Below are 23396 nucleotides of genomic sequence, written 5' to 3'. Positions count from 1 at the left end.
CTCCTTGGTGGAATGTGCTCATTACGCAGCGACTATCCTTTGCCCCTCAGAGCAATTTTAAAACTGTAAGAAATAACAGTTTTTTAGGTCCGTTTGAGGACCTGATGATGTGCGACTGGTTGCGCTGGGTTCATTATCTCCTCCGTTATCGGGAGGCTTTTTTGATAGCTCAACTAAACGGTCATTTAGTGTAGTTAACGTATTATCGGCGAAGTTCGGTGCATTTCCCTGCTCCACTAGAAATCCACGGTCGCCGACAGCAGATACGTCCTCGGCGTCGACAGCGTCAACCCCGGCTCACTGTCATCCGAGGCTCCCGCCGAGCTCCAGTAGCGTTTATCCAGCACGTTTTCGACATTGGCGCGCAAGGTAACGGTCTTCTCGTCGAGCTTGAAAGCATAGCGTGTGCCTACGTCGAACCGTTCCCACGAGTCGATTTCCTTGTCGTTGGATTGGTCCAGGTACTGCGAACTCGAATAGATTCCGCGACTGGTCAACGTCAAGCCCTGCACCGTTGGCACATCCCACTCCGCGCCAAGGTTGACGTTGTATTTCGGTGTCGCCGGTGCGCGGTTGCCGTCGAATGTTCCGTTGGTGGTGTGAGTCAATTCGCTATCGATGTACATCACTCCACCGAGCAATCTGAAGCCTTTGAGCGGTTCGCCGAATACGCTGAGTTCCACGCCATTGTTCTCGCGCTTGCCGTTCGGGCCGAAGACACGCGTAGTGGCGTTGGTTTCGTAGGCGGGTTGTTTGATGCGGAATACTGCTGCCGTCAGCGCATATGAGCCCGCGTCGTATTTGGCGCCGACTTCGATCTGGCGGCTGATGAATGGCGGGAAGATTTCGTCCTCGTTGATCGATGTCGATGGTGCGATCTTGCCCTGGCTGAGCCCTTCCATGTAGTTGGCGTACAGCGAGAGTTTGTCGGTTGCCTTGAACAGAATGCCGCCCGATGGCGAGACCTTTTCTTCATCGTAGGCCGTGTCGCCCTTGATGCCGTCGCTCCAGTCATCGACTTTGACCCGCTGCCAACGCGCCCCCAGGGTCAGCAACAGGCGATCGTCGAGGAAACCGAGGGTGTCGGACAACGCCACGCCGCTGAAGCGGTTCTCGGTGTAGACCTTGGCGTCATTGCGGGTGGGCGTGCCGGGTCTGGCGATTTCCACCGGATCGTAGAGGTTGCTGCGCCCGGCCGCGTAACGGGCGCCGCCGTTTTCGAAGTCCATATAAAAGTAGTTGGCCGCCAGATTCACTTCATGGCTGACCGGCCCGGTCTGGAACCAGTTACGAACGCCAGCGGTAGCCGTGCGGACATTTTCGTCGCGAGTGAAATCTCGCGGCTGGACGCTGAAATCACCGGCGTAGTTAGTCACCGAAACGGCATGGCGCAAGAAGTCGTGATTGCTTTTGCGCGCGCCGACGCCGCCATACAGCATGACCGAATCACTGACATCGAACTCCCCGTTCACCGTACCGAAGGTGTCTTTGGTGCGCGCCTTGCTCCAGGGTTGCGCATAGTTGTCGCGCACATCATTGGCGTTCGGCACCTTGGCATTGGCGGCGACTTGCACGCGTTCCTGCGGTGCGTCGGTGTCGCGTTCGGTGTGGCCGATATCGGTGGAAAGCCGCAAGCGTTCGCCACGGAAATCCAGGCCGAATACCGCCATGTCGCGATCGACACTCTGGTGATCCCATTCCGTATCGCCGGACTGTTTGACGCCGTTGAAGCGCACGCCGAACTGATTGTCTTCGCCAAAGCGCCGCCCGACATCCACCGCGCCACCGACCTGGTTGTTCGAGGCGTAGTTGGCCGTCAGCGAGGTTATCGGCTTGTCGGTGGCGCGTTTCGGCACGACGTTGATCCCCCCTCCTACACTGCCCCGTGGCGAAATCCCGTTGATCAATTGGCTCGGGCCCTTGAGGATGTCGACGCGATCAGCCATTTCCATGTCGATGGTGTACGTCGGCAAGATTCCGTAGAGGCCGTTGTAGGAAACGTCGCTGTTGAACAGGCTGAAGCCACGGATGGTGAATTGCTCGTAGCGTCCGCCGGCCGGGTTGGTCGCGCGTACCGAAGGGTCGCTGCCGATCAGGTCGCCGAGCGTGCGCGCCTGCTGGTTCTTCACCGTTTCGCTGGTGTAGGTGGTCATGCTGAACGGGGTTTCCATGAAATCCCTGGAGCCCAACAGCCCTTGCGAGCCTCGCCGTGCAACCTGGCCGCCGGCAAACACGTAGGCCTCGGTTGACCCGCTCGCGCCGAGAATAGATGTAGGCGCAAGCTGCAAGGTGCTGCCTTCTGCCGCGGGTACCAGCGTATAAGCCTGATCGCCGACCGGTTGCAGTTGCAGCCCCGAGCCCAGCAACAACCGGCTGAACCCCTCCTCCACGCCATGTTCACCGGCCAAACCATTGCTGTTGCGGCCGCTGACCAGCGCCGGATCCACCGATAGGTTGACTCCGGCCAGGCCGGCGAACCGCGTCAGCGCCGCACTCAGACTACCGGCCGGGACCTGATAACTGCGGCGGCTGCCGTCATCGGCCCAGCTCGATTGGATCAACACGGGGCTGGCACTCAGGCTCAGCAAAAGACTCAACTGCAACAACGGACGCAAACGACCTGGGAATACTGCGGGCATTGGAAGAAGCTCTCGATTTTGTTCACTTGCCTGGAATGACCAGCGAGGCGAAAAAAAGGGACAGGCTTCAGCCAGTTTTTTCTGCACGCGGCACTAGCGACACCCAGAATCGCGTTCGCGTGTGCACGTCGACGGGCAAACTTGCCGCCAGCAGTGACAGCACTTGATCAGTGTCATCGAGGCGGAAACTGCCGGTGATGCGCAGCGATTCCAGCGCCGGATCCCAGCGCAGTACGCCCGGGCGGTAGCGGCTCAACTCGCGCAGGAAATCACCCAGCGGCTGGTTTTGCGCCATCATCACGCCGTCGCGCCACCCGGGCATCAACGTATCGAATGCCGTCACCGCGCCGGCACCAGACGCTTGCAGGCTGACTTGTTGGCCCTGCTTCAATACCATCGTCGGGCCGTGCAACGGCTGCAATTGCATCGAGCCACGCAGCACGCAGACCTGGCAGTTGCGTGCATTCAGGCGCACCGAGATGTCGCCGTGACTGACGATCATCCGGCCGTAAGGCGCGTTGACGATAAAGGCTGAATCCCCCGCTACGTTGAGCGCCATCTCGCCACGCATCAGCGTCAACTGACGGGCAGGCAAATCGACGTTCACCGCACTGTCGGTGTTGAGCTGCAATGACGAATCCTGCGCCAACTGTACTGTGCGCCGCTCACCGGTGCTGGTGTGCAGATCGGCGCGCCAGACCTCCAGCGGCAGCTCGCGGCCGATCAACCACGCCGCCGGCACCAGCGCCGCCACGCCCAAGGCACGCTTGAGCGCCGCGCGCCGCGCCGGATCCGGCCGATCCAGCGTGGCCATGGCCAGCGCCGGCGGTAAGCTTGCGAAGCGCTGACGCAATTGTTGAATTTTCTGCCACGCGTATTCGTGGCGACTGTCGCTGCTGCGCCAATGCTGCAACCGGGCGTGATCTTCATCGCTGGCTCCGCCGGATTCGAGCAATGCCAACCACTGCGCCGCCGCCCGCGCCACTTCGCGCGTTTCATCGCTGGGGGCAACGCGCGTCACAGTTCCACCAGCAAGCAATGCTCATAAGCCTGGGCCATGTAACGTTTCACCGTACGTTCAGAGACCTGCAAGCGCTCGGCAATCTCGCGGTAGCCGAGCCCCTCGAGCTGGCTCCACAAAAAAGCCCGACGCACCGCACGCGGCAAGCCGTCGAGCAGTTCATCCAGTGCCTGCAAGGTTTCCAGCAGCAACCAGCGCTGCTCCGGCGACGGCGCGCACGCTTCCGGCAATTGCGCCAAGGCGTCGAGGTAGGCTTTTTCCAGATGGCGTCGCGTGTAGAAATTGCTCAGCAGTCGTTTGCCGACGGTGAGCAAATACGCGCGGGGCTCGCGCAATTCGGCCAGTGGCGGCGCGTTGCACAAGACGCGCACAAAGGTGTCCTGGCTGAGATCCGCCGCATCCCACGCATTGCCCATGCGCCGGCGCAGCCAGGTCTCCAGCCAGCCGCGATGTTCACGGTACAACTGCTGCAGGCTCTGCTCCGCCGGTGACGTGGCTTCAATCATCTCAAGAGACCCTGCGCGAAGGTAGATTCAAATGAGACTGATTCTATTTAACTTCGCCAAGGACACAAAGCCTTTTTCTGCTCAGCGTTTGAGCGTCTCGCTCGGCAGCTCTTTGAACAGCGCGCGGTAACTACTGGAAAACCGCCCCAGATGCCAGAACGACCAGCGCATTGCCACTTCGGCAACCGTGGTTTCCGCGGGCCGACGCTTGAGCAGTTCCCGGTGCGCGCTGTTCAACCGCCGCAGGCACAACCAGTGACTCGGGGTCATGCCGGTGTAGGCCTTGAACGCCTGTTGCAACTGGCGCAGCGGTACGCCGGCAACCTGGGAAAGTTCAAGCAGATTGACCGTGTCCTCCGGCGAGTCAGCCGCCCACTCCCCTACGCGCTGCATGATCTTGCGTTCCTCATTGCGCCGCTGCAATCCGCCACGATCGAGGCTGGTTTGAGCGTTGTCGAGGATGAACAGGCAGTCTTCTAGAAGCTGTTCAGTCAGGCGATCTTTATCAAGTGGATCAGCGGTTTGCGCCAACTTCGTGAGAATCGAGCTTAACCAGCTGCTGAACAGAGCGTTCTGTCCGCTGTTAAGCGGCGCCATGAACAATCCTTCGAGTTTTGCCACCTGCAAACCGTGCTCTTGAACGAAATCCGGTCCAAATACCACGGCAATTTCCCGGTAGTTCTCGGGGGTGATCCAGATGTTACGGCTCTCTTCATTGAGCAAATAAAGCGCGTTATCGCTGCGATCGAAACAGAACGCCAAGGCACCGGATGGCGCACTGAAATTCTGCTCGACCCGGGTGTTCATCTGCTCTTCGTAGACCTCGACGCCTTGCAGATCCAGATAGCGAATCTGCCCGGCGAAATGTCCCGGCGACATCTGCTGGTAATGCTGGACCCAGCCCGGTGTGGCGCGGATTTGTTCGGCCACGTCGGCGGTGTTGAACGCTTGTACCTGGAGCGGATTGCACGTTGTCATGGGGTGACCTTGCGCACTCTTTTGGTGCGCTTTGGTGCTGCTGAAAGTGGATAGATGGAATCGCAAGCCGCGCCCAAGATAGTCGTCAACGCGCCACAGGGGAAGGGGCGGAAGATGAAACCCGCCCTCCCCGGCGTCTACAAAACCAATAACGAGGTCTTTATGAACGCCCCTTTCGATCAGCTGTTCACCTGGCTGAAAGATCACAAGATTACCGAAGTCGAATGCGTGGTCAGCGACCTGACCGGCATCGCCCGCGGCAAGATTGCACCGACCAACAAGTTCCTGCATGAGCGCGGCATGCGCCTGCCGGAAAGCGTGCTGCTGCAAACGGTAACCGGGGATTTTGTCGACGACGACATCTACTACGACCTGCTCGATCCGGCTGATATCGACATGGTCTGCAAACCCGTGGCTGACGCGGTCTACGTGATTCCATGGGCGATCGAGCCAACCGCTATCGTCATCCACGACACCTTCGACAAGTTCGGCAACCCGATCGAACTGTCGCCGCGCAACGTGCTGAAGAAAGTCCTGCAGCTCTACACCGACAAGGGCTGGAAGCCAATCGTGGCGCCAGAAATGGAGTTCTACCTGACCCAGCGCTGCGAAGATCCGGACTTGCCGCTCAAGGCACCGTTGGGCCGCTCGGGCCGTGCTGAAAGTGGCCGGCAGTCGTTCTCCATCGACGCCGCCAACGAATTCGATCCGCTGTTCGAAGACGTCTACGACTGGTGCGAACTGCAAGGCCTGGACCTCGACACGTTGATCCATGAGGACGGCCCGGCGCAGATGGAAATCAACTTCCGCCATGGCGATGCGCTGGATCTGGCTGACCAGATCACCGTGTTCAAACGCACCCTGCGTGAAGCGGCGCTCAAGCACAACGTCACCGCGACGTTCATGGCCAAACCGATCGGCGACGAGCCCGGCAGCGCCATGCACCTGCACCAGAGCGTGGTCGAGATCGCCACCGGCAAGCCGATCTTTGCCGATGCCGAGGGCAACGTGAGCGAGCTGTTCCGTCATCACATCGGTGGCCTGCAGAAGTACATCCCGAAAGTCCTGCCGATGTTCGCGCCGAACGTCAATTCGTTCCGCCGCTTCCTGCCGGACACCTCGGCGCCGGTCAACGTCGAATGGGGTGAAGAGAACCGCACGGTGGGCCTGCGCGTGCCGACGTCGGGGCCAGAGTCGATGCGCGTGGAGAACCGCTTGCCCGGCGCCGACGCCAACCCGTATCTGGCGATTGCCGCGAGCTTGCTGTGCGGCTACATCGGCATGGTCGAAAAGATCGAGCCGAGCGCGGCGGTCGAGGGCCGCGCCTACGAACGGCGCAACCTGCGTTTGCCGATCACCATCGAAGAAGCCCTGACGCAAATGGAAGAGAGTCCGAAGGTGGCCGAATACCTGGGCAGCAAATTCGTCCGCGGATACGTCGCGGTGAAGCGCGCCGAGCACGAAAACTTCAAGCGCGTGATCAGCTCGTGGGAGCGCGAGTTCCTGCTGCTGAGCGTCTGAAATCCTCGCTGTCTGTCCTAACGCCATCGCGAGCAGGCTCACTCCTACATTTGAAACGCGTTCCCATGTAGGAGTGAGCCTGCTCGCGATAGCGGTTATCCAGGCAATAGAGAACCACCTGAAAAAACCTACAACTGAAAAGGTGTCGATATGCGTCCATTGAAATCCCTATTCCCGGTAGCGCTGAGCGTGCTGTTCAGCGCCACAGCCCACGCCGAGCCTCAGGTCAGCGTCTACAACTGGACCGACTACATCGGCGAAACCACCCTCGCCGACTTCCAGAGCAAAACCGGGATCAAGGTGACCTACGACGTTTTCGACTCCAATGAAACCCTCGAAGGCAAACTCCTCGCCGGGCATACCGGATACGACGTGGTAGTGCCGTCCAATCATTTTCTCGCTCGGCAGGTAAAGGCCGGCGCGTTCATGAAGCTCGATCGCTCGCAGTTGCCAAACTGGAACAACCTGGATCCGAAACTGCTTGAATTGCTTGAAAAAAACGATCCGGGCAATGAGCATTCCGTTCCCTATCTGTGGGGCACCAACGGCATCGGTTACAACGTCGACAAGGTCAAGCAAGTGCTCGGTATTGACCACGTCGATTCCTGGGCCGTGCTGTTTGAACCCGAGAATCTGAAGAAGCTCAGCCAGTGCGGCGTGTCGATGATGGACTCCGCCGACGAAGTTTTCCCCGCCGTGCTTAATTACATGGGCATGGACCCGCGCAGTGAAAATCCCGAGGACTATAAGAAGGCCGAAGCCAAGCTGCTGAGCATCCGCCCGTACATCACCTATTTCCATTCTTCCAAATACGTCTCCGACCTGGCCAATGGCGACATCTGCGTCGCCTTCGGTTATTCCGGCGATGTGTTCCAGGCCGCCAACCGCGCCAAGGAAGCCAAGAACGGCGTCAATATCGCCTACGCCATTCCCAAGGAAGGCGCCAACCTGTGGTTCGATCTGCTAGCGATTCCCGCCGATGCGAGCAACGCCAAAGAGGCCCACGCCTTCATCAATTACCTGCTCGATCCGCAAGTGATCGCCAAGGTCAGCGCCACCGTCGGCTACGCCAACCCGAACCCGGCGGCCAAGCCCTTCATGGATCAGGAACTGGTCAACAACCCTGAGGTTTATCCGCCGCAATCGGTGCTCGATAAACTCTACATTTCCTCGACCCCGCCCCAGGCGATCATGCGCCTGATGACCCGGTCGTGGAGCAAAGTGAAGTCGAACAAATGAATCAGCACAATGCACAACACGCCCGTTCCTGGTACGCCGCTTCTGCGCGGGCGAGCACGCCCTACCCTGCGCTCGACGGTGATCTGCTTGCCGATGTCTGCGTCATCGGCGGCGGCTTCACGGGCGTCAACACGGCGATTGAACTGGCCCAGCGCGGTCTGTCGGTGGTGTTGCTCGAGGCGCGGCGGATCGGCTGGGGCGCCAGCGGGCGCAATGGCGGACAGCTGATTCGCGGCATCGGTCATGAAGTCGAGGGGTTCGCCCGCTACGTAGGCCAGGACGGCGTGCGTTATCTGCAGCGCGCCGGCATCGATTCGGTGGAGTTGGTGCGCCAGCGCATCACTGCAAACGCCATCGACTGCGATTTGCGCTGGGGCTTTTGCGAATTGGCCAACACTGCTGCGCAATTCGCTGCGTTCAAGCAGGAACAGGCCAGCCTCGACGAACTCGGCTACGCCCACGAGACCAGGTTGGTCGGCCCTGAGCAGATCCGTCAGCAAGTGGTTGATGCTGGTGTGTACGCCGGTGGATTGATCGACATGGGCTCGGGCCATTTGCATCCGCTGGATCTGGTGCAAGGCGAAGCGCGTCTCGCCGCATCGCTGGGCGTACGCATTTTCGAACAGAGTCCGGTGCTGGAAATTCTCCATGGCCCGACCGTCGAGGTGCGTTGCGCCACGGGTTCAGTGCGCGCCGGCAGCCTGGTGCTCGGCTGCAACGCGCATCTGGATGAACTGGAACCGAAACTCAGCGGTAAAGTGCTGCCCGCCGGCAGTTACATCATCGCCACCGAGCCGTTGGGCGAAACCCGCGCCGCGCGGTTGATTCCGCAGAACCTGGCGCTGTGTGACCAGAAGGTCGGGCTGGATTATTACCGACTCTCGGCTGATCGACGTTTGCTGTTCGGCGGCGCTTGTCATTATTCCGGCCGCGATCCGGCGGACATCGCCGCGTATATGCGACCGAAAATGCTCAAGGTGTTCCCGCAACTGGCCGACGTACGCATCGACTACCAATGGGGCGGCAAGATTGGCATCACCGCCAACCGCTTCCCCCAGGTTGGCCGGCTCAAACAGCATCCGAACGTGTTCTATGCGCAGGGCTATTCCGGCCATGGCCTCAACGTTACGCACTGGTGCGCGAAACTGTTGGGCGAAGCCATTCACGCCGGACACAGCCAAGGCATGGACGTCTTCAGCAGCGTGCCGCACATGACCTTTCCCGGCGGCCCGGCCCTGCGCTCACCGCTGCTGGCATTGGGCATGTTCTGGTATCGCCTGCGCGAAATGCTCGGTTAACAGGCGCTTACATATTCCTGAAGTTAAAACGGCTGGGGATTTGCTCTATCGCAAGGCACTTCTATATTGATGAAGTGCTTTTGCGTTCCTGACGCTCAGTGCCCGATCAATTAAGGAGGACATGGATGAAGTCGTCAGCCAGCGACGAGCCGCGAGCACCCGGTCAGGCGCCGATCAAGACCCGCCGTTTCGGCATTTCGCTGGTATGGATCGTGCCGATCGTGGCGGTGCTGGTGGGCATTTCGCTGGTGATCCACAACATCCTCCAGGAAGGCCCGACGATTACCGTCACCTTCAAGACCGGCGATGGCCTGACCGCCAACAAGACCGAAGTCAGGTACCGCAACGTGGTCATCGGCCACGTCTCCGAGGTCGAACTGGCCGACGATCATAGAAACGTCAACGCCACGATCAAACTGGCCAAGCAGGCCGAAGCCTTCACCCGCGAGGATTCGCAATTCTGGGTGGTGCGCCCGCGCATCGGCGCTGGCGGTGTCTCGGGCATCGATACGCTGCTGTCGGGCGATTACATCGGTGCCGACATCGGCCAGGCCAACACTCGGGCAAAAACCTTCAAAGGCCTGGAGAACCCACCGCCGATAACCTACGGCGAACCGGGCAAGCGCTTCACCCTGCACACCGCTGACCTTGGCTCGCTGGACATCGGCTCCCCGGTCTACTACCGCAAGATTCCTGTTGGCCAAGTCGTTTCCTACGCACTGGACCCGGACGGCAAAGGCGTCAATATCGAAGTCTTCGTGCATTCGCCCAACGATGCCTACGTCACCGAAAACACCCGGTTCTGGAACGCCAGCGGCATCGACATCAATGTCGGTGCCAACGGTTTTGCGGTGAAAACCGAGTCGCTGTCGACCCTGCTGGTCGGCGGCATCGCTTTCCGCGCCCCGGACTACAGCCCCAACGACACGCCGGCGGGCGAAGACAAGAATTTCGAACTGTTCGCCAACCAGGCCGCCGCCCTCGCCCCGCCCGACGGCAAGGCGCAGTATCTGGCGCTGCGCTTTGATCAGGCCTTGCGCGGGCTCAAGGTCGATGCGCCAGTGGAGTTCCTTGGCATCGAAATCGGTCGGGTGGTGGCAGTCAATCTCGACTTCGACGAGGTCAAGCGCACTTTTCCGGTGAATGTCGGCATCGTCATTTATCCGCAGCGACTGGGCCGCGCCCACGCGAAAATTCTCAAGACCTACCATGGCGACGAAAACGACGAGGCCACCGGCGCGCGTCTGATCGCCACTTTCGTCGAAAATGGTCTGCGCGCCCAGGCCCGCAACGGCAACCTGCTCACCGGTCAGTTGTATATTTCCCTGGATTTCTACCCCAAGGCACCCAAAGTCGCATTCGACCCTACTGCGCGGCCAGTGACCATTCCAACAGTCCCGGGCAGCCTCGAACAGTTGCAGGAAAAACTCGAAGCGATGGTCAACAAGATCAACGCGCTGCCGGTCGAGCGCATCGCCAGCAACCTCGACGGCAATCTGGTCGAGCTGCGCAAAAGCCTGAAGCAGTTCAACGCCAAGACCCTGCCGGGCGTGCAGAGCACCCTCGCCGATGTCAGCAAAACCCTGCAGTCCGCCAGTTCGACCCTGGCCGAGGATTCACCGCAGCGCGAGCAACTCACCGAGACCCTCGACGAACTCGGGCGCATGTCACGTTCGTTGCGTGAGCTGTCGGATTACCTTGGCCGCCATCCTGAGTCGCTGATTCGTGGACGTCCCGACAACGCCGCGCCGCTGGACCTCAAAGGACCGCCACGCAATTGAGCACAGGAGCTGCATCCATGGTTTTACCGTTGAAGATCACCCTGCTCGCTGCGTTCGTCTTGCTGACCTCGTGCCGCAGCGACCCGATCAGCTTTCACACGCTGACCCCGGCGCAACCGGGCGTCAGTCGCAACGGCGCCGACATCGCCATCGAAAGCATCAGCGTGCCGCCGCAGGTCGATCGCGCGCAGATCGTCATCCGTCAAGGCAACAGCGGCGTCGCTATCCTGGATACCGATTGGTGGAGCGCCACCCTCGCCGATGAGTTACGCGGTGCACTGGCCGATCAATTGAGCAGTGGCGTCGGCCAGCAACGAGCTTCCGTGCGCGTCGACGTGCAGCGCTTCGATTCGATTCCTGGTCAGTACGCCCTGATTGACGTGAAATGGCGAGTGCGCCCGCTCGGTGCGACGGATGCCGCGCTGCTGACCTGTCGCTCGGTCTTGCAGACGTCTTCAGGGCCGAGCATCGAAGAACTGGTGACCGCGCAACAGAACAACGTCAAACGCCTCGCTGGGCAAATCACGCAGGCGGCCACCGGCTCGCGCTGCCCGCCGCAAAACTGACTCGGCTTACAAATCGAAGCGATCGACCGCCCGCCGCCGCTCGTTGTCATCGCGTACGTCGTAGTTGGCGGTCGTCTGGATATTGCTGTGATGCGCCAGTTTCTGCGCGATCGACAGGTCGTGCTCCTCGATCACCCGAGTGATGAACGAGCGCCGGAAATCGTGGGGCATGATCTTCACCCCGACCTGCGTTCCCCGCTGGCGGGCAATGTAGTAAATCGCGTGTTTGGTGATGCGCTCGCGTGTGATGTGGCTGCCCCGACGAATGCGGTTGAACAGAAACGCATCGTCGCTCTCGCCTTCCTTGAGCTGTGAGCGACGCAGTTCCAGCCAGGCGTCGAGCTTGGCAAACGCCCAGGCTGGCGCGTACTTGATCAGCTGTTTGTTGCCTTTGCCGGTCACGGTCAGGCTGCGTTCGTGGAAGTCGACCTGACTCAGATCCAGATCTACCGATTCCGACTTGCGCATGCCGGTGCCGTACAGCAACGCAATCACCGCCGCATCACGCAGGCCCTGCGGGCGCGGGTCGGCAGCGCAGACTTCCATCAGTTCGTGAATCAACGTGCGCTTGAGATTGCGGCCCTGGGACAACCGCGTGCCGGCAATGCCTTTGACCGAACGCATTTTCAGCAGGTGATCCTGGCTGATCAGGCTCATGCGCCAGGCTTCGTTCATCACCCCGCGCACGGCGTTCACATACAGCGACGAAGTGTTCGGTGCGTAACCATCGGCACGCAACGCGGCGACCAGCGCCACCACGTCTTCCGGTTGCAAACCGTGCCACGGGATCTCTTCGATATCGACGTCTTCGAAACCGAGGCGGTCGGCGGCGTCTTGCAGCACATAACGCATGGTCAACTGGCTGGAAGGCGCCAGTCGCGCCAGGTAAACGGTCAGTGGATTGCTGGTGGACGGTGCGGGTTGGGTACTCGACAAATCACTCAAACGAAACGGCCTTGAAATGAAAAACGATTCAACAAAAACAATAAATGCATGAAATGAAACGCAAAAAACGGCATGACTCAATGAAAGGGGTTGCCGCGAAAGGCCGACAACCTGCCGTTCGAGGCCGCAAAAGTCAATCGGGCATTCCCCGAACGGTCCATTTGCGGGCTCATCCGCACGGTAGGCGAACTGAAACATCGCGCTCTTATCTTCAATGCACGGAACTGCAGGCAGGAGTGCGGCATGAAGATCACGGTGTTTGGCAGTGGTTATGTCGGTCTGGTGCAAGCGGCGGTGCTGGCCGAGGTGGGGCACGAGGTCGTGTGCATGGATGTCGACGCGCAGAAGATCGAGCAACTGCGCGAGGGGCACGTCAGTATTTTCGAGCCGGGCCTGGCAAACCTAGTGCGTGAAGGGCTGGATGCCAATCGCCTGCAATTCACCACCGATGAACGACGCGCCGTGTTGCATGGGCGGGTAGCGTTTATCGCGGTGGGGACGCCGTCACGCGAGGACGGTTCGGCGGACCTGCGCTACGTGCTGTCGGTCGGCGACGCGATTGCCCGGCATCGTGAGCAGCCATTGATCGTGGTGGAGAAATCCACGGTGCCGGTGGGCACGGGCGATGCCTTGCGCAGCCACATCGAGAAGGCGCTGATCAAGGTCGGCCGCTTGCTGCAGTTCGATATCGTCTCCAACCCGGAATTTCTCAAGGAAGGCTCTGCCGTCGCCGATTGCCGGCGGCCGGATCGTATCGTCATCGGCTGCGAAGGCCCTGAGGTGCGCGAAGTGATGCGCGATCTGTACGCGCCGTTCAATCGCAACCATGACCGCATTCTGTTCATGGATCTGCGCAGCGCCGAGCTGACCAAATACGCCGCCAATTGCATGCTGGCGACCAAGATCAGCTTCATCAACCAGATCGCCGAACTCGCCGAGCATCTGGGTGCGGACATTGAAGCGGTGCGCCAGGGCATCGGTGCCGATACGCGGATCGGCTATCACTTCATTTACCCGGGTTGCGGCTACGGCGGATCGTGTTTTCCCAAGGACATGCGCGCGCTGATTCACAGTGCCGAGCAGGCGAACTGCTCCAGTGATCTGCTGCAAGCGGTCGAGGCGATCAACCAGCGCCAGAAGCACAAGCTGTTCGAGCGCATCAATGCCTTCTACCGGGGCGATTTGCGCGGCAAGATCTTTGCCCTGTGGGGCCTGGCGTTCAAGCCCAACACTGATGACATGCGTGACGCGCCGAGTCGGGTGCTGCTCGAAGGCTTATGGGCTGCCGGTGCCAGCGTGCGTGCGTTCGATCCCGAGGCCATGCTGGAAACGCAGAAGCTCTATCCGAACGAGTCAAAACTGATGTTGATGGGCACGCCGGAATCGGTACTGGCCGGCGCCGATGCGTTGATCATCTGCACCGAATGGCAACAGTTCAAAGCACCGGATTTCGAGCTGATCAAACAGCGTCTGCACAGCCCGGTGATTTTCGACGGGCGCAACCTGTACGACGCCGAACGCCTGGCGCGCAATGGCTTTCAATATTTCCCGATGGGGCGCGGCGAATCGTGCAGGTTGCCGATCACATTGCGGCAGAGACCGGCGGCTTCGGATGTGGCTTGAGCTGCCCCGGTGGGAGTCAGTGGTAATTGTGAGGTGCACACCCCCTGTAGGAGTGAGCCTGCTCGCGATAGCGGTGTACCATTCGACACATTCAGAGGCTGACCCACCGCCATCGCGAGCAGGCTCACTCCTACAAGGGGGCGATAGTGGATCAGCTTTTTGCCCCAGGCTTCCCGAATAAGGACATTGCCCTTCCGTGGCCATCTATTCGCCGTTCATTCGCCGGCTGATGATCAGCTCGCTGACCGTGGTGGTCAGTCGTGCTCTGGTCAGTCCGCTGCTGACGCTATTCCTCAGCAACAAGCTCGGGCTCAACCCGCAGGATGTCGGCCTGCTGCTGGGCATTGCCGTGTTCAGCGCCACGCTGCTGTCGCTGTACGGTGGCTACATCATCGACAAGCTGGACAAACGCCAATTGCTGATCCTGTCCATGCTTTCCAGCGGTATCGGCCTGATCCTGCTGACCTTCGCGCAGAACCTGTATCTGGTCACCGTGGTGCTGATCATCAGCGAAACCGCGTCGGCGCTGTTCCTCATCGGTAGCAAGGCGATCCTCAGCGAACAGCTGCCGGTGGGCCAGCGGGTCAAGGCGTTTTCCCTCAATTACACGCTGACCAACATCGGCTACGCCGTCGGCCCGATGCTCGGCGTGGTGATTGCCGGAGTGCAGCCGTCCGCGCCTTTCATCGTTGCCGGCGCAATTGCCATTGGCAGTATTTTTCTTCTGCTCGGCGCGGCCAGGGATGCCCGTCCGATCACTGCTGGCAGCGCGCCGCAAAGTTTCCTCAACACCCTGGTGATCCTGAAAAACGACCGCACGATGGTGTTGTTCACCCTCGGCTGTCTGCTCAGCACATTGGTGCACGGGCGCTTCACCCTCTACCTGTCGCAATACCTGCTGGTCACCCATAACCAGCAACAGATGCTCGACACCATGGCCGCCCTGCTCGCGTGCAACGCAATCACGGTGATCCTGCTGCAGTACCAGGTCGGTCGCTGGCTCAGCCGCGAACACCTGCGTCACTGGATTGCCGGTGGCACCGCGCTGTTCATCGCCGGGTTGATCGGTTTCAGCATGGCGGACAGCCTGCTCGGCTGGTGCGTGGCAATGTTCATCTTCACCTTGGGCGAGATGATCATTTACCCGGCCGACTTCCTGTTCGTCGACACCCTCGCCCCGGAGGCCCTGCGCGGCAGCTACTACGGCGCGCAGAACCTCGCCGCCCTTGGTGGCGGCGCGAGCCCGGTCATCTGCGGGTTTCTGCTGATGCACACACCCGCGCCGAGCATGTTCTATGCGCTGAGCGGATTGGCGGCACTGGGCGGTTATCTATGCTTCATCAGCGCGGGTCGCACTGCTTCAATGCAAAAATAGTGCACTAAAAGTGCATTTATATGAATTTGTCAGCATCGAGTTTGATCGGCAAACTACGCGCGTTCCTCCCCCAATGTTGGAACCTTCGAGGGCTTTCCGGATATGCCGGACAAGTCCTTTTTTTTGTCCCGGATTTTGCAAAGGATCAGTTCCACATGCTTGCTCGCTGGTTGCCCGCCGCCATCAACACCCGCCCCACAGAATGGAGCCGTGCCGCCATCGGCATGAGTCTGGGCACGCTGGTCAGCGTGTGGATGTGCGCGCAGGTGTTCGGGCATGACGTCGCGTTTCATCTGATCGGCCCGCTCGGCGCTTCGGCGGTGCTGCTGTTCGCGGTGTCCTCCGGCGCCCTCGCCCAGCCGTGGTCGATTCTCGGCGGCTACCTGTGTGCCGGCGTGGTCGCCTTGCTGGTGGCCCACGTGCTCGGCCGAACGCTGGGCAGCGCCTGCCTCGCCGCCGGCATGGCGGTGATCCTGATGTGCTGGCTGCGTTGTCTGCATCCACCGGCCGGGGCCTTGGCGTTGACGCTGGTGCTGGCCGATCCGGCGACCATCGCCATGGACTGGAAAGCCATGGAACCGGTGATGCTCGGTGCCCTGTGCATGCTCGCCAGCGCCTTGGCCTACAACAACCTGACCCGCATCCGCTACCCGAAACGCCCCGCCGATCCGGCCCCGCCAGTGGTCCCGGTCGACAGCCAGGCGATCACCGCCGAAGACCTGAAACGGGCGCTGGCGGACATGGAGGCTTTCATCGACGTCACCCCCGAAGACCTCGAACGCCTGATCCACGCCAGCGAGATGCACGCCAAACGCCGCAGCATCAGCGAAACCTTCAGATAAGCCCGTAGGAGCTGACGAGTGCAACGAGGCTGCGATCTGTTGATTTCAAGGAACAAGATCAAACGATCGCAGCCTCGTTGCACTCGTCAGCTCCTACGCCTACAGAAAGCAGCCCTGAGATAAAAACGCAAATTCCCCCTGCACATATCCCCGTTGTACACGGCAAATTTGCACTGTTACGATCCGCTAACGCCCGCGCGCGGGCTTTTCGAATAAAGACAATAAAAGCAGGGAGTTACTGATGACAGCTCAGGCTTCATCCCGGCGGACCCCGTCCATGGATGCCATGCAAAACGATGTGCTGGCCGAGGTGCGCAACCACATCGGCCACCTGACCCTCAACCGCCCTGCGGGCCTCAATGCAATCACCCTCGACATGGTGCGTCTGCTGCAACAGCAGCTCGATGCCTGGGCGTCTGACGCCGAAGTGCACGCCGTGGTATTGCGCGGTGCCGGTGAAAAGGCCTTCTGCGCCGGCGGTGATATTCGTTCGCTGTACGACAGTTACAAGAGCGGCGACACGCTGCACGAAGATTTCTTCGTCGAGGAATACGCCCTCGACCTGACGATTCATCACTACCGCAAACCCGTGCTGGCCTTGATGGACGGTTTTGTCCTCGGCGGCGGCATGGGCCTGGTGCAAGGCGCCGATCTGCGCGTAGTCACCGAGAAGAGCCGTCTGGCGATGCCGGAAGTGGCCATCGGTTATTTCCCTGACGTCGGCGGCAGTTACTTCCTGCCGCGCATTCCCGGTGAGCTGGGGATTTATCTGGGCGTCAGCGGCGTGCAGATTCGCGCTGCCGACGCGCTGTACTGCGGCCTCGCCGACTGGTATCTGGACAGCAGCAAATTGGCCCTGCTCGATGAAAAGCTCGACCAGATGGAATGGCAGGACACACCGCTCAAGTCGCTGCAGAATCTGCTCGCCAGGCACGCCGTGCAAACCTTGCCCGATGCGCCGCTCGAAGCCTTGCGCCCGGCCATCGACCACTTCTTTGCGCTGCCCGACGTGCCGAGCATGATCGAGCAATTGCGCGCCGTCACCGTCGCCGACAGCCACGAATGGGCGCTGACCACGGCAGATCTGCTGGAAACCCGCTCGCCGCTGGCCATGGCCGTGACCCTGGAAATGCTCCGTCGTGGCAGGCACTTGAGCCTGGAGCACTGCTTTGCTCTGGAACTGCACCTGGACCGCCAGTGGTTCGCCCGGGGCGACCTGATCGAGGGCGTGCGCGCCCTGCTGATCGACAAGGACAAGTCACCGCGCTGGAACCCGCCGACCGTCGCCGGACTGGACGCTGCGCAGGTGGCGAGTTTCTTCCATGGTTTTGATGAGAGCGGGAGCTGAGCCATGCACGATCTCGAACTGACTGAAGAACAAGTGATGATCCGCGACATGGCCCGGGATTTTGCCCGCGGCGAGATTGCGCCCCATGCCCAGGCCTGGGAAAAGGCCGGCTGGATCGACGACGCCCTGGTGGCGAAAATGGGCGAGCTGGGCTTGCTCGGCATGGTCGTGCCTGAGGAATGGGGCGGCACTTACGTCGATTACGTCGCCTATGCGCTGGCCGTCGAAGAAATCTCCGCCGGTGACGGCGCGACCGGTGCGTTCATGAGCATCCACAACTCGGTCGGCTGCGGCCCGGTGCTCAACTACGGCAGTGACGAACAGAAGCAGACCTGGCTGGCCGATCTGGCCAGCGGGCAAACCATCGGTTGCTTCTGCCTGACCGAACCCCAGGCCGGCTCCGAAGCGCACAACCTGCGCACCCGCGCCGAACTGCGCGACGGCCAATGGGTGATCAATGGCGCCAAGCAATTTGTCAGCAATGGCAAACGGGCGAAACTGGCGATCGTGTTTGCGGTGACCGACCCGGATTTGGGCAAGAAAGGCCTTTCGGCGTTTCTGGTGCCGACCGATACGCCGGGTTTCATCGTCGATCGCACCGAACACAAAATGGGCATTCGCGCTTCCGACACCTGCGCGGTGACGCTGAACAACTGCAGCATCCCCGAGGCCAACCTGCTCGGCGAGCGTGGCAAAGGCCTGGCCATTGCCCTGTCCAACCTTGAAGGCGGACGCATCGGTATCGCGGCACAGGCGTTGGGCATTGCCCGGGCGGCGTTTGAAGCGGCGCTGGCCTATTCGAAGGATCGCGTGCAATTCGACAAGCCAATCATCGAGCACCAGAGCATTGCCAATCTGCTCGCTGACATGCACATGCAGATCAATGCCGCGCGGTTGCTGATCCTGCATGCAGCGCGGCTGCGCACGGCGGGCAAACCGTGCTTGTCCGAGGCATCACAGGCCAAGCTGTTTGCCTCGGAAATGGCTGAGAAAGTGTGTTCTTCGGCGATTCAGATTCATGGCGGTTACGGCTATCTCGAGGATTATCCGGTCGAGAAGTATTACCGCGATGCGCGGATTACCCAGATTTATGAAGGGTCGAGCGAGATACAGCGGATGGTGATTGCTCGGGATCTGAAGAACTACCAGTTGTAATGGTGTAGCCCCCCTTCCCCTCACCCCAGCCCTCTCCCCAGGGAGAGGGAGCAGACCCAGTCGGTTACGGATTCAGCGACAACCTTTCAGGTCGGCGTAATTCGCCAATATCGCCCGTTCAGTCCCCTCTCCCCAGGGAGAGAGAGCAGACCGAGTCGGTTACGAATTCAGCGACAACCTTTCAGGTCGGCGTAATTCGCCAATATCGCGCGGTCAGTCCCCTCTCCCTCCGGGAGAGGGCTAGGGTGAGGGGCTTTTGAAGGTTTCACACATTATTCCTGCCCCGAACGCCGGATCGCCCTTACCCCCAACGCCGCCAGATCACTTTCCCCCTCGCCCAACGCCACCGCATCCAGCAAGTTATCGCGCAACACGCTGGCCACCGGCAACGGCACATGATTCGGCTCACCGGCCTTCAGCGCCAAACCAACATCCTTCAAACCCAGACGCAAGGTAAACCCAGCCCCCTCAGTCTCCCGCGCGGCAATTTTCGGCCCGTAGACCTTATAAGCCGGTGCCGCGAACAGCGTGTTGGTAATGAACTCGACGAAATCGCTATTGCCCACGCCATAACTCTGGGTCAACGCCATTGCGTCGCCGGTGGCTTCGATGGCGCTGATCAGCATCATGTTGGTGGCGATCTTGAGGATGGCGGCGTTGACCGGGTCTTCACCCATCGGCCAGGTTTTCTGCCCCATCACATCCAGCAGCGGCTGAACCCGGGCAAGCGCGGTGGCCGGACCGCCGACGGCGATGTTGAGCTTGCCGGCCTCGGCCAGATCGTTGCGTCCGAATACCGGGGCGGCAATCAGTTGGGCGCCGACGCTGTCATGCAGCGCTGCCAGCTCCTTGATGAACTCGACCGACAGCGTGGCCATGCTCAGGTGAATCAGCCCCGGCTTGCTTGAGGCCAATGCGCCGCTGTCGATCAGCACCGAGCGCGTCACCGCGTCGTCGGCGAGCATGCTGATCACCACTTCAGCATCGAAGGCTTCGCCGGGATCGCCTGCGGCGGTTGCGCCCTGGCTGACCAGTTGTTCGACGGCAGGCTGGCTGCGGTTCCACACCCGCACTTCATGGCCGGCCTTGAGCAGGTTGGCAGCCATGCCCTTGCCCATGGAACCCAGCCCGATAAATCCGATACGCATGTTGACCTCCGCTCTTGATGTGCAAGAAGGTCAACAGACTAGCGCTAGTGAGTGGGCCTTTAAAAGCTTCGCGAGCAGGCTCGCTCCCACAGGAGTCTCCATAGTCCAATGTGGGAGCGAGCCTGCTCGCAAAAGCGCCAGCCCGGACAGCCCATCACTTGCCCTGGAATGCAGCCTCACGCTTGGCAATAAACGCCGCCATCCCTTCCTTCTGATCCTGCGTCGCAAACGCCGCATGGAACACCCGGCGCTCGAAACGCACGCCCTCCGTCAGGTTGACCTCAAACGCGCGGTTGACGCTCTCCTTGATCATCATCGCAATCGGCAGCGATTTGCCGGCGATCACTGCTGCGACTTTCAGCGCCTCATCAAGCAGTTCATCACTCGGCACGATTCGCGCAACGATGCCGCAGCGCTCGGCTTCCACCGCGTCGATCATGCGCCCGCTCAGGCACATTTCCATGGCCTTGGCCTTGCCCACCGCGCGGGTCAGGCGCTGGGTGCCGCCCATGCCTGGCAGCACGCCGAGGTTGATCTCCGGCTGGCCGAATCTGGCATTGTCGCCAGCCAGAATGAAGTCGCACATCAGCGCCAGTTCGCAGCCACCGCCGAGGGCAAAACCGTTGACCGCGGCGATGATTGGCTTGCGCCGGTTGGCGACGCGATCGCTGTCGCTGAACAGATCGTCCATGTAGATCTGCGGATAGGTCAGCTCGGCCATTTCCTTGATGTCGGCGCCGGCGGCAAAGGCTTTTTTCGACCCGGTGAGGACGATGCAGCCGATGTGCACATCGGCTTCCAGCATATCGAGGGCGTGGTTCACTTCACTGACCAGTTGCGCGTTCAGCGCGTTCAGCGCCTGCGGCCGGTTGAGGGTGATCAGGCCGACGCGGTCGCGGGTTTCCAGCAGAATCGTTTCGTAAGTCATGAAGAAAATTCCTTGTCAGAGATTGCGCGAAATAACCATGCGTTGAATGTCGCTGGTGCCTTCGTAGATCTGGCAGACGCGCACGTCGCGGTAGATGCGTTCCAGCGGGAAGTCGTTGAGGTAACCGTAACCGCCGAGGGTTTGCAAGGCCATGGAGCAGACCTTCTCGGCCATTTCCGAGGCGAACAGCTTGGCCATCGACGCCTCGACCAGCGCCGGCTGGCCGCTGTCACGCAAGGCCGCTGCGTAATGCACCATCTGCCGGGCGACGGCGATTTGCGTGGCCATGTCCGCCAGGCGAAAAGCCACGGCCTGATGCTCGATGATCGGCTTGCCGAAGGTGTCACGCTCGCGGGCGTAATCACGGGCGGCCTCGAAGGCGGCACGGGCCATGCCGACGGCTTGCGAGGCGATGCCGACGCGGCCGCCTTCGAGATTCGCCAGTGCGATTTTGTAGCCCTCGCCCTCCTCGCCGAGGCGGTTGGCGACCGGCACTTTCACATCTTCGAAGAGGATCTGGCAGGTGTCGGAGGCGTGTTGGCCGAGCTTGCCTTCGACCCGCGCAACCTTGTAGCCAGGCGAGTCGGTCGGCACGATAAACGCGCTGATCCCGCGTTTGCCGGCGCTCGGGTCGGTCACGGCAAACACGATCACGACACCGGCGTTCTGCCCGGAGGTGATGAACTGTTTGCAGCCGTTGAGTACGTAGTGATCGCCTTCCAGCCGCGCGCGGGTCTTCAGGCTGCTGGCATCGGAACCGGCCTGCGGTTCGGTCAATGCAAAGGCACCGAGCATGGCGCCGCTGGCCAGCGGTTTGAGGAAGCGCTCGCGCTGGTCGTCATTGCCGAACTTGAGAATCGGCACGCAGCCGACCGAGTTGTGCACGCTCATGATCGTCGAGCAGGCACCGTCGCCGGCGGCGATTTCCTCCAGGGCCATGGCGTAGGCCAGATAGCCGGTGTCACAACCGCCCCACTGCTCCGGTACGAGCATGCCGAAGAAGCCCAGTCCGGCCATTTCGGCGATGGCTTCCTTGGGGAAACGGTGCTCGCGATCCCACTCGGCAGCGAACGGTTTGAGCCGCTCCTCGGCAAACTGCCGGGCCATGTCGCGGATCTGATGTTGGTCTTCGTTGGGGATCATGGTGATTCCTTCAAATCTGGGTACGACATAGAACTCTGTGGGAGCGAGCCTGCTCGCGAAAGCGGTGTGTCAGTCACGCATGTGCCGGCTGAAACGACGTTTTCGCGAGCAGGCTCGCTCCCACAGTTGATCGGGGATGCCTTCAGTAAACGCATTCCACAGCCATGGCCGTGGCTTCGCCGCCGCCAATGCAGATGGCTGCAATCCCGCGTTTGAGCTGTTTCTGCCGCAGTGCCGCCAGCAGCGTCACCAGAATCCGCGCGCCCGAGGCGCCGATCGGGTGACCCAGCGCACAGGCGCCGCCATGCACGTTGAGCTTGTCGTGGGGAATCTCCAGATGCGTCATCGCCGCCATGCCGACCACCGCGAACGCTTCATTGACTTCAAACAGATCCACCTGATCCAGTGCCCAGCCGGTTTTCTTCACCAGTTTCTTGATCGCGCCAATCGGTGCGGTGGGAAACAGGCCCGGGGTGTCGGCAAACGCCGAATGGCCGTGAATCACCGCCAGCGGTTTGAGGCCCAGTTGCCGGGCGTGGGACTGGCGCATCAGTACCAGCGCCGCGGCGCCGTCGGAAATCGAGCTGGAGTTGGCCGCCGTGACCGTGCCGCCTTCGCGGAACGCCGGTTTCAGCGAGGCGACTTTGTCGAGTTTGGCTTTTGGCGGTTGCTCGTCGTTACTGATCACAACCTGTTCTTTGCCGACGGTGACGGTCAGCGGGACGATTTCGTCCTGGAAGCTGCCGTCCTTGATCGCCTGTTGGGCGCGGGTGGTCGAGGCGATGGCGAAAGCGTCCTGCGCTTCGCGGCTGAAGCCGTTGGTCTCGGCGCAATCCTCGGCGAAGGTGCCCATCAGCCGGCCCTTGTCGTAGGCGTCTTCGAGGCCGTCGAGGAACATCGAATCGAGCACGCGGCCATGGCCCATGCGATAACCGGCGCGGGCACGATCGAGCAGGTATGGCGAGTTGGACATGCTTTCCATGCCACCGGCAATCACCACATCGGCACTGCCAGCGAGCAGCAAGTCGTGGGCCATGATGGTGGTCTGCATGCCCGAGCCGCACATCTTGTTGACCGTGGTGCAGCGCGTCGATTTATCCAGCCCGGCGCCCAGCGCAGCCTGGCGTGCCGGCGCTTGGCCGAGGCCCGCCGGCAGTACGCAGCCGAACAGCACTTCATCAACCGCGTCACTGGCGACACCGGCGCGTTCGACCGCCGCCTTGATTGCCGCCGCGCCAAGTTGCGGTGCGCTGAGGCTTTTCAGTTCGCCCTGAAAGCCGCCCATCGGTGTGCGGACGGCGCTGACGATAACAATCGGATCGTTGGACATAGTCATGACG

At 60.9% G+C, this 23396-nt stretch carries 19 protein-coding genes; 10 read left to right on the top strand and 9 right to left on the bottom strand.

What is annotated here, in order from left to right; genetic code table 11:
* Positions 1-236: 236 nt before the first annotated feature.
* From LIS66_RS13620 to LIS66_RS13605, 4 genes are all read right to left on the bottom strand, one after another.
* Complete coding sequence (locus tag LIS66_RS13620) at positions 237-2639, bottom strand: TonB-dependent receptor (protein WP_227972334.1); 2403 nt, start codon at positions 2637-2639, stop codon at positions 237-239.
* A gap of 67 nt (positions 2640-2706) precedes the next feature.
* Complete coding sequence (locus LIS66_RS13615; protein ID WP_227972333.1) at positions 2707-3660, bottom strand: FecR domain-containing protein; 954 nt, start codon at positions 3658-3660, stop codon at positions 2707-2709.
* Positions 3657-4166, bottom strand: coding sequence for a sigma-70 family RNA polymerase sigma factor (locus LIS66_RS13610; protein WP_042609954.1), 510 nt, complete (start codon positions 4164-4166; stop codon positions 3657-3659). Before LIS66_RS13610 ends, LIS66_RS13615 begins: the two co-directional genes overlap by 4 nt.
* Before the next feature lie 81 nt (positions 4167-4247).
* Positions 4248-5144 (bottom strand): helix-turn-helix domain-containing protein, encoded by an 897-nt coding sequence (locus LIS66_RS13605; RefSeq protein WP_227972332.1) that lies wholly within the window; start codon positions 5142-5144, stop codon positions 4248-4250.
* 162 nt (positions 5145-5306) lie between these two features.
* On the opposite strand from LIS66_RS13605, the gene LIS66_RS13600 reads away from it, so the two are divergent.
* From LIS66_RS13600 to LIS66_RS13580, 5 genes are all read left to right on the top strand, one after another.
* Complete coding sequence (locus LIS66_RS13600) at positions 5307-6665, top strand: glutamine synthetase family protein (protein ID WP_227972331.1); 1359 nt, start codon at positions 5307-5309, stop codon at positions 6663-6665.
* Between the two features lie 150 nt (positions 6666-6815).
* Positions 6816-7904 carry a polyamine ABC transporter substrate-binding protein gene (locus LIS66_RS13595; protein WP_227972330.1) on the top strand — a complete coding sequence of 363 codons (1089 nt, stop codon included), beginning with the start codon at positions 6816-6818 and terminating at the stop codon, positions 7902-7904.
* On the top strand, positions 7901-9202 hold the full coding sequence (locus LIS66_RS13590) for an NAD(P)/FAD-dependent oxidoreductase (protein ID WP_227972329.1): 1302 nt from the start codon (positions 7901-7903) through the stop codon (positions 9200-9202). Before LIS66_RS13595 ends, LIS66_RS13590 begins: the two co-directional genes overlap by 4 nt.
* Positions 9203-9327: 125 nt before the next feature.
* Positions 9328-10983, top strand: coding sequence for an intermembrane transport protein PqiB (locus LIS66_RS13585; RefSeq protein WP_227972328.1), 1656 nt, complete (start codon positions 9328-9330; stop codon positions 10981-10983).
* Between the two features lie 17 nt (positions 10984-11000).
* Positions 11001-11549, top strand: coding sequence for a PqiC family protein (locus tag LIS66_RS13580; protein ID WP_227972327.1), 549 nt, complete (start codon positions 11001-11003; stop codon positions 11547-11549).
* 6 nt (positions 11550-11555) lie between these two features.
* Here the strand turns inward: LIS66_RS13580 and LIS66_RS13575 are convergent, their stop codons facing one another.
* The gene (locus LIS66_RS13575) at positions 11556-12401 is read right to left on the bottom strand and encodes a site-specific integrase (RefSeq protein WP_223259162.1); all 846 of its coding nucleotides are present in this window, start codon (positions 12399-12401) and stop codon (positions 11556-11558) included.
* Between the two features lie 336 nt (positions 12402-12737).
* Here LIS66_RS13575 and LIS66_RS13570 point away from each other — a divergent pair, with 336 nt between their 5' ends.
* From LIS66_RS13570 to LIS66_RS13550, 5 genes are all read left to right on the top strand, one after another.
* The gene (locus tag LIS66_RS13570) at positions 12738-14117 is read left to right on the top strand and encodes a UDP-glucose dehydrogenase family protein (protein ID WP_227972326.1); all 1380 of its coding nucleotides are present in this window, start codon (positions 12738-12740) and stop codon (positions 14115-14117) included.
* Between the two features lie 196 nt (positions 14118-14313).
* Entirely contained in the window at positions 14314-15492 is a 1179-nt protein-coding gene (locus LIS66_RS13565) for an MFS transporter (RefSeq protein WP_227972325.1), read from the top strand.
* A 155-nt stretch (positions 15493-15647) separates the two neighbouring features.
* Positions 15648-16334: an HPP family protein gene (locus LIS66_RS13560; protein ID WP_227972324.1), complete on the top strand. Its 687-nt coding sequence runs from the start codon at positions 15648-15650 to the stop codon at positions 16332-16334.
* Positions 16335-16575: 241 nt separating this feature from the next.
* Positions 16576-17682 (top strand): enoyl-CoA hydratase/isomerase family protein, encoded by a 1107-nt coding sequence (locus LIS66_RS13555; RefSeq protein WP_042609945.1) that lies wholly within the window; start codon positions 16576-16578, stop codon positions 17680-17682.
* Positions 17683-17685: 3 nt separating this feature from the next.
* Entirely contained in the window at positions 17686-18837 is a 1152-nt protein-coding gene (locus LIS66_RS13550) for an acyl-CoA dehydrogenase family protein (RefSeq protein ID WP_041480377.1), read from the top strand.
* 272 nt (positions 18838-19109) lie between these two features.
* On the opposite strand, the gene LIS66_RS13545 is transcribed toward LIS66_RS13550, so the two are convergent.
* The 4 genes from LIS66_RS13545 to LIS66_RS13530 all read right to left on the bottom strand — a co-directional run bounded on the left by LIS66_RS13545 (position 19110) and on the right by LIS66_RS13530 (position 23392).
* On the bottom strand, positions 19110-19985 hold the full coding sequence (locus tag LIS66_RS13545) for an NAD(P)-dependent oxidoreductase (RefSeq protein ID WP_227972323.1): 876 nt from the start codon (positions 19983-19985) through the stop codon (positions 19110-19112).
* Between the two features lie 154 nt (positions 19986-20139).
* Positions 20140-20913: an enoyl-CoA hydratase gene (locus LIS66_RS13540; RefSeq protein WP_227972322.1), complete on the bottom strand. Its 774-nt coding sequence runs from the start codon at positions 20911-20913 to the stop codon at positions 20140-20142.
* A gap of 15 nt (positions 20914-20928) precedes the next feature.
* Positions 20929-22056 (bottom strand): acyl-CoA dehydrogenase, encoded by a 1128-nt coding sequence (locus LIS66_RS13535; RefSeq protein ID WP_227972321.1) that lies wholly within the window; start codon positions 22054-22056, stop codon positions 20929-20931.
* Positions 22057-22198: 142 nt separating this feature from the next.
* Positions 22199-23392, bottom strand: a complete 1194-nt coding sequence (locus tag LIS66_RS13530) for an acetyl-CoA C-acyltransferase (protein ID WP_227972320.1) — start codon at positions 23390-23392, stop codon at positions 22199-22201.
* Positions 23393-23396: the final 4 nt, after the last annotated feature.

The sequence above is a fragment of the Pseudomonas sp. HN2 genome, assembly GCF_020736465.1.
In the GTDB taxonomy this organism is placed as follows: Bacteria; Pseudomonadota; Gammaproteobacteria; order Pseudomonadales; family Pseudomonadaceae; genus Aquipseudomonas; species Aquipseudomonas moraviensis_A.
The sequence above is the reverse complement of the archived record's forward strand: the minus strand, read 5'-3'. Positions and strand labels throughout refer to the sequence as shown.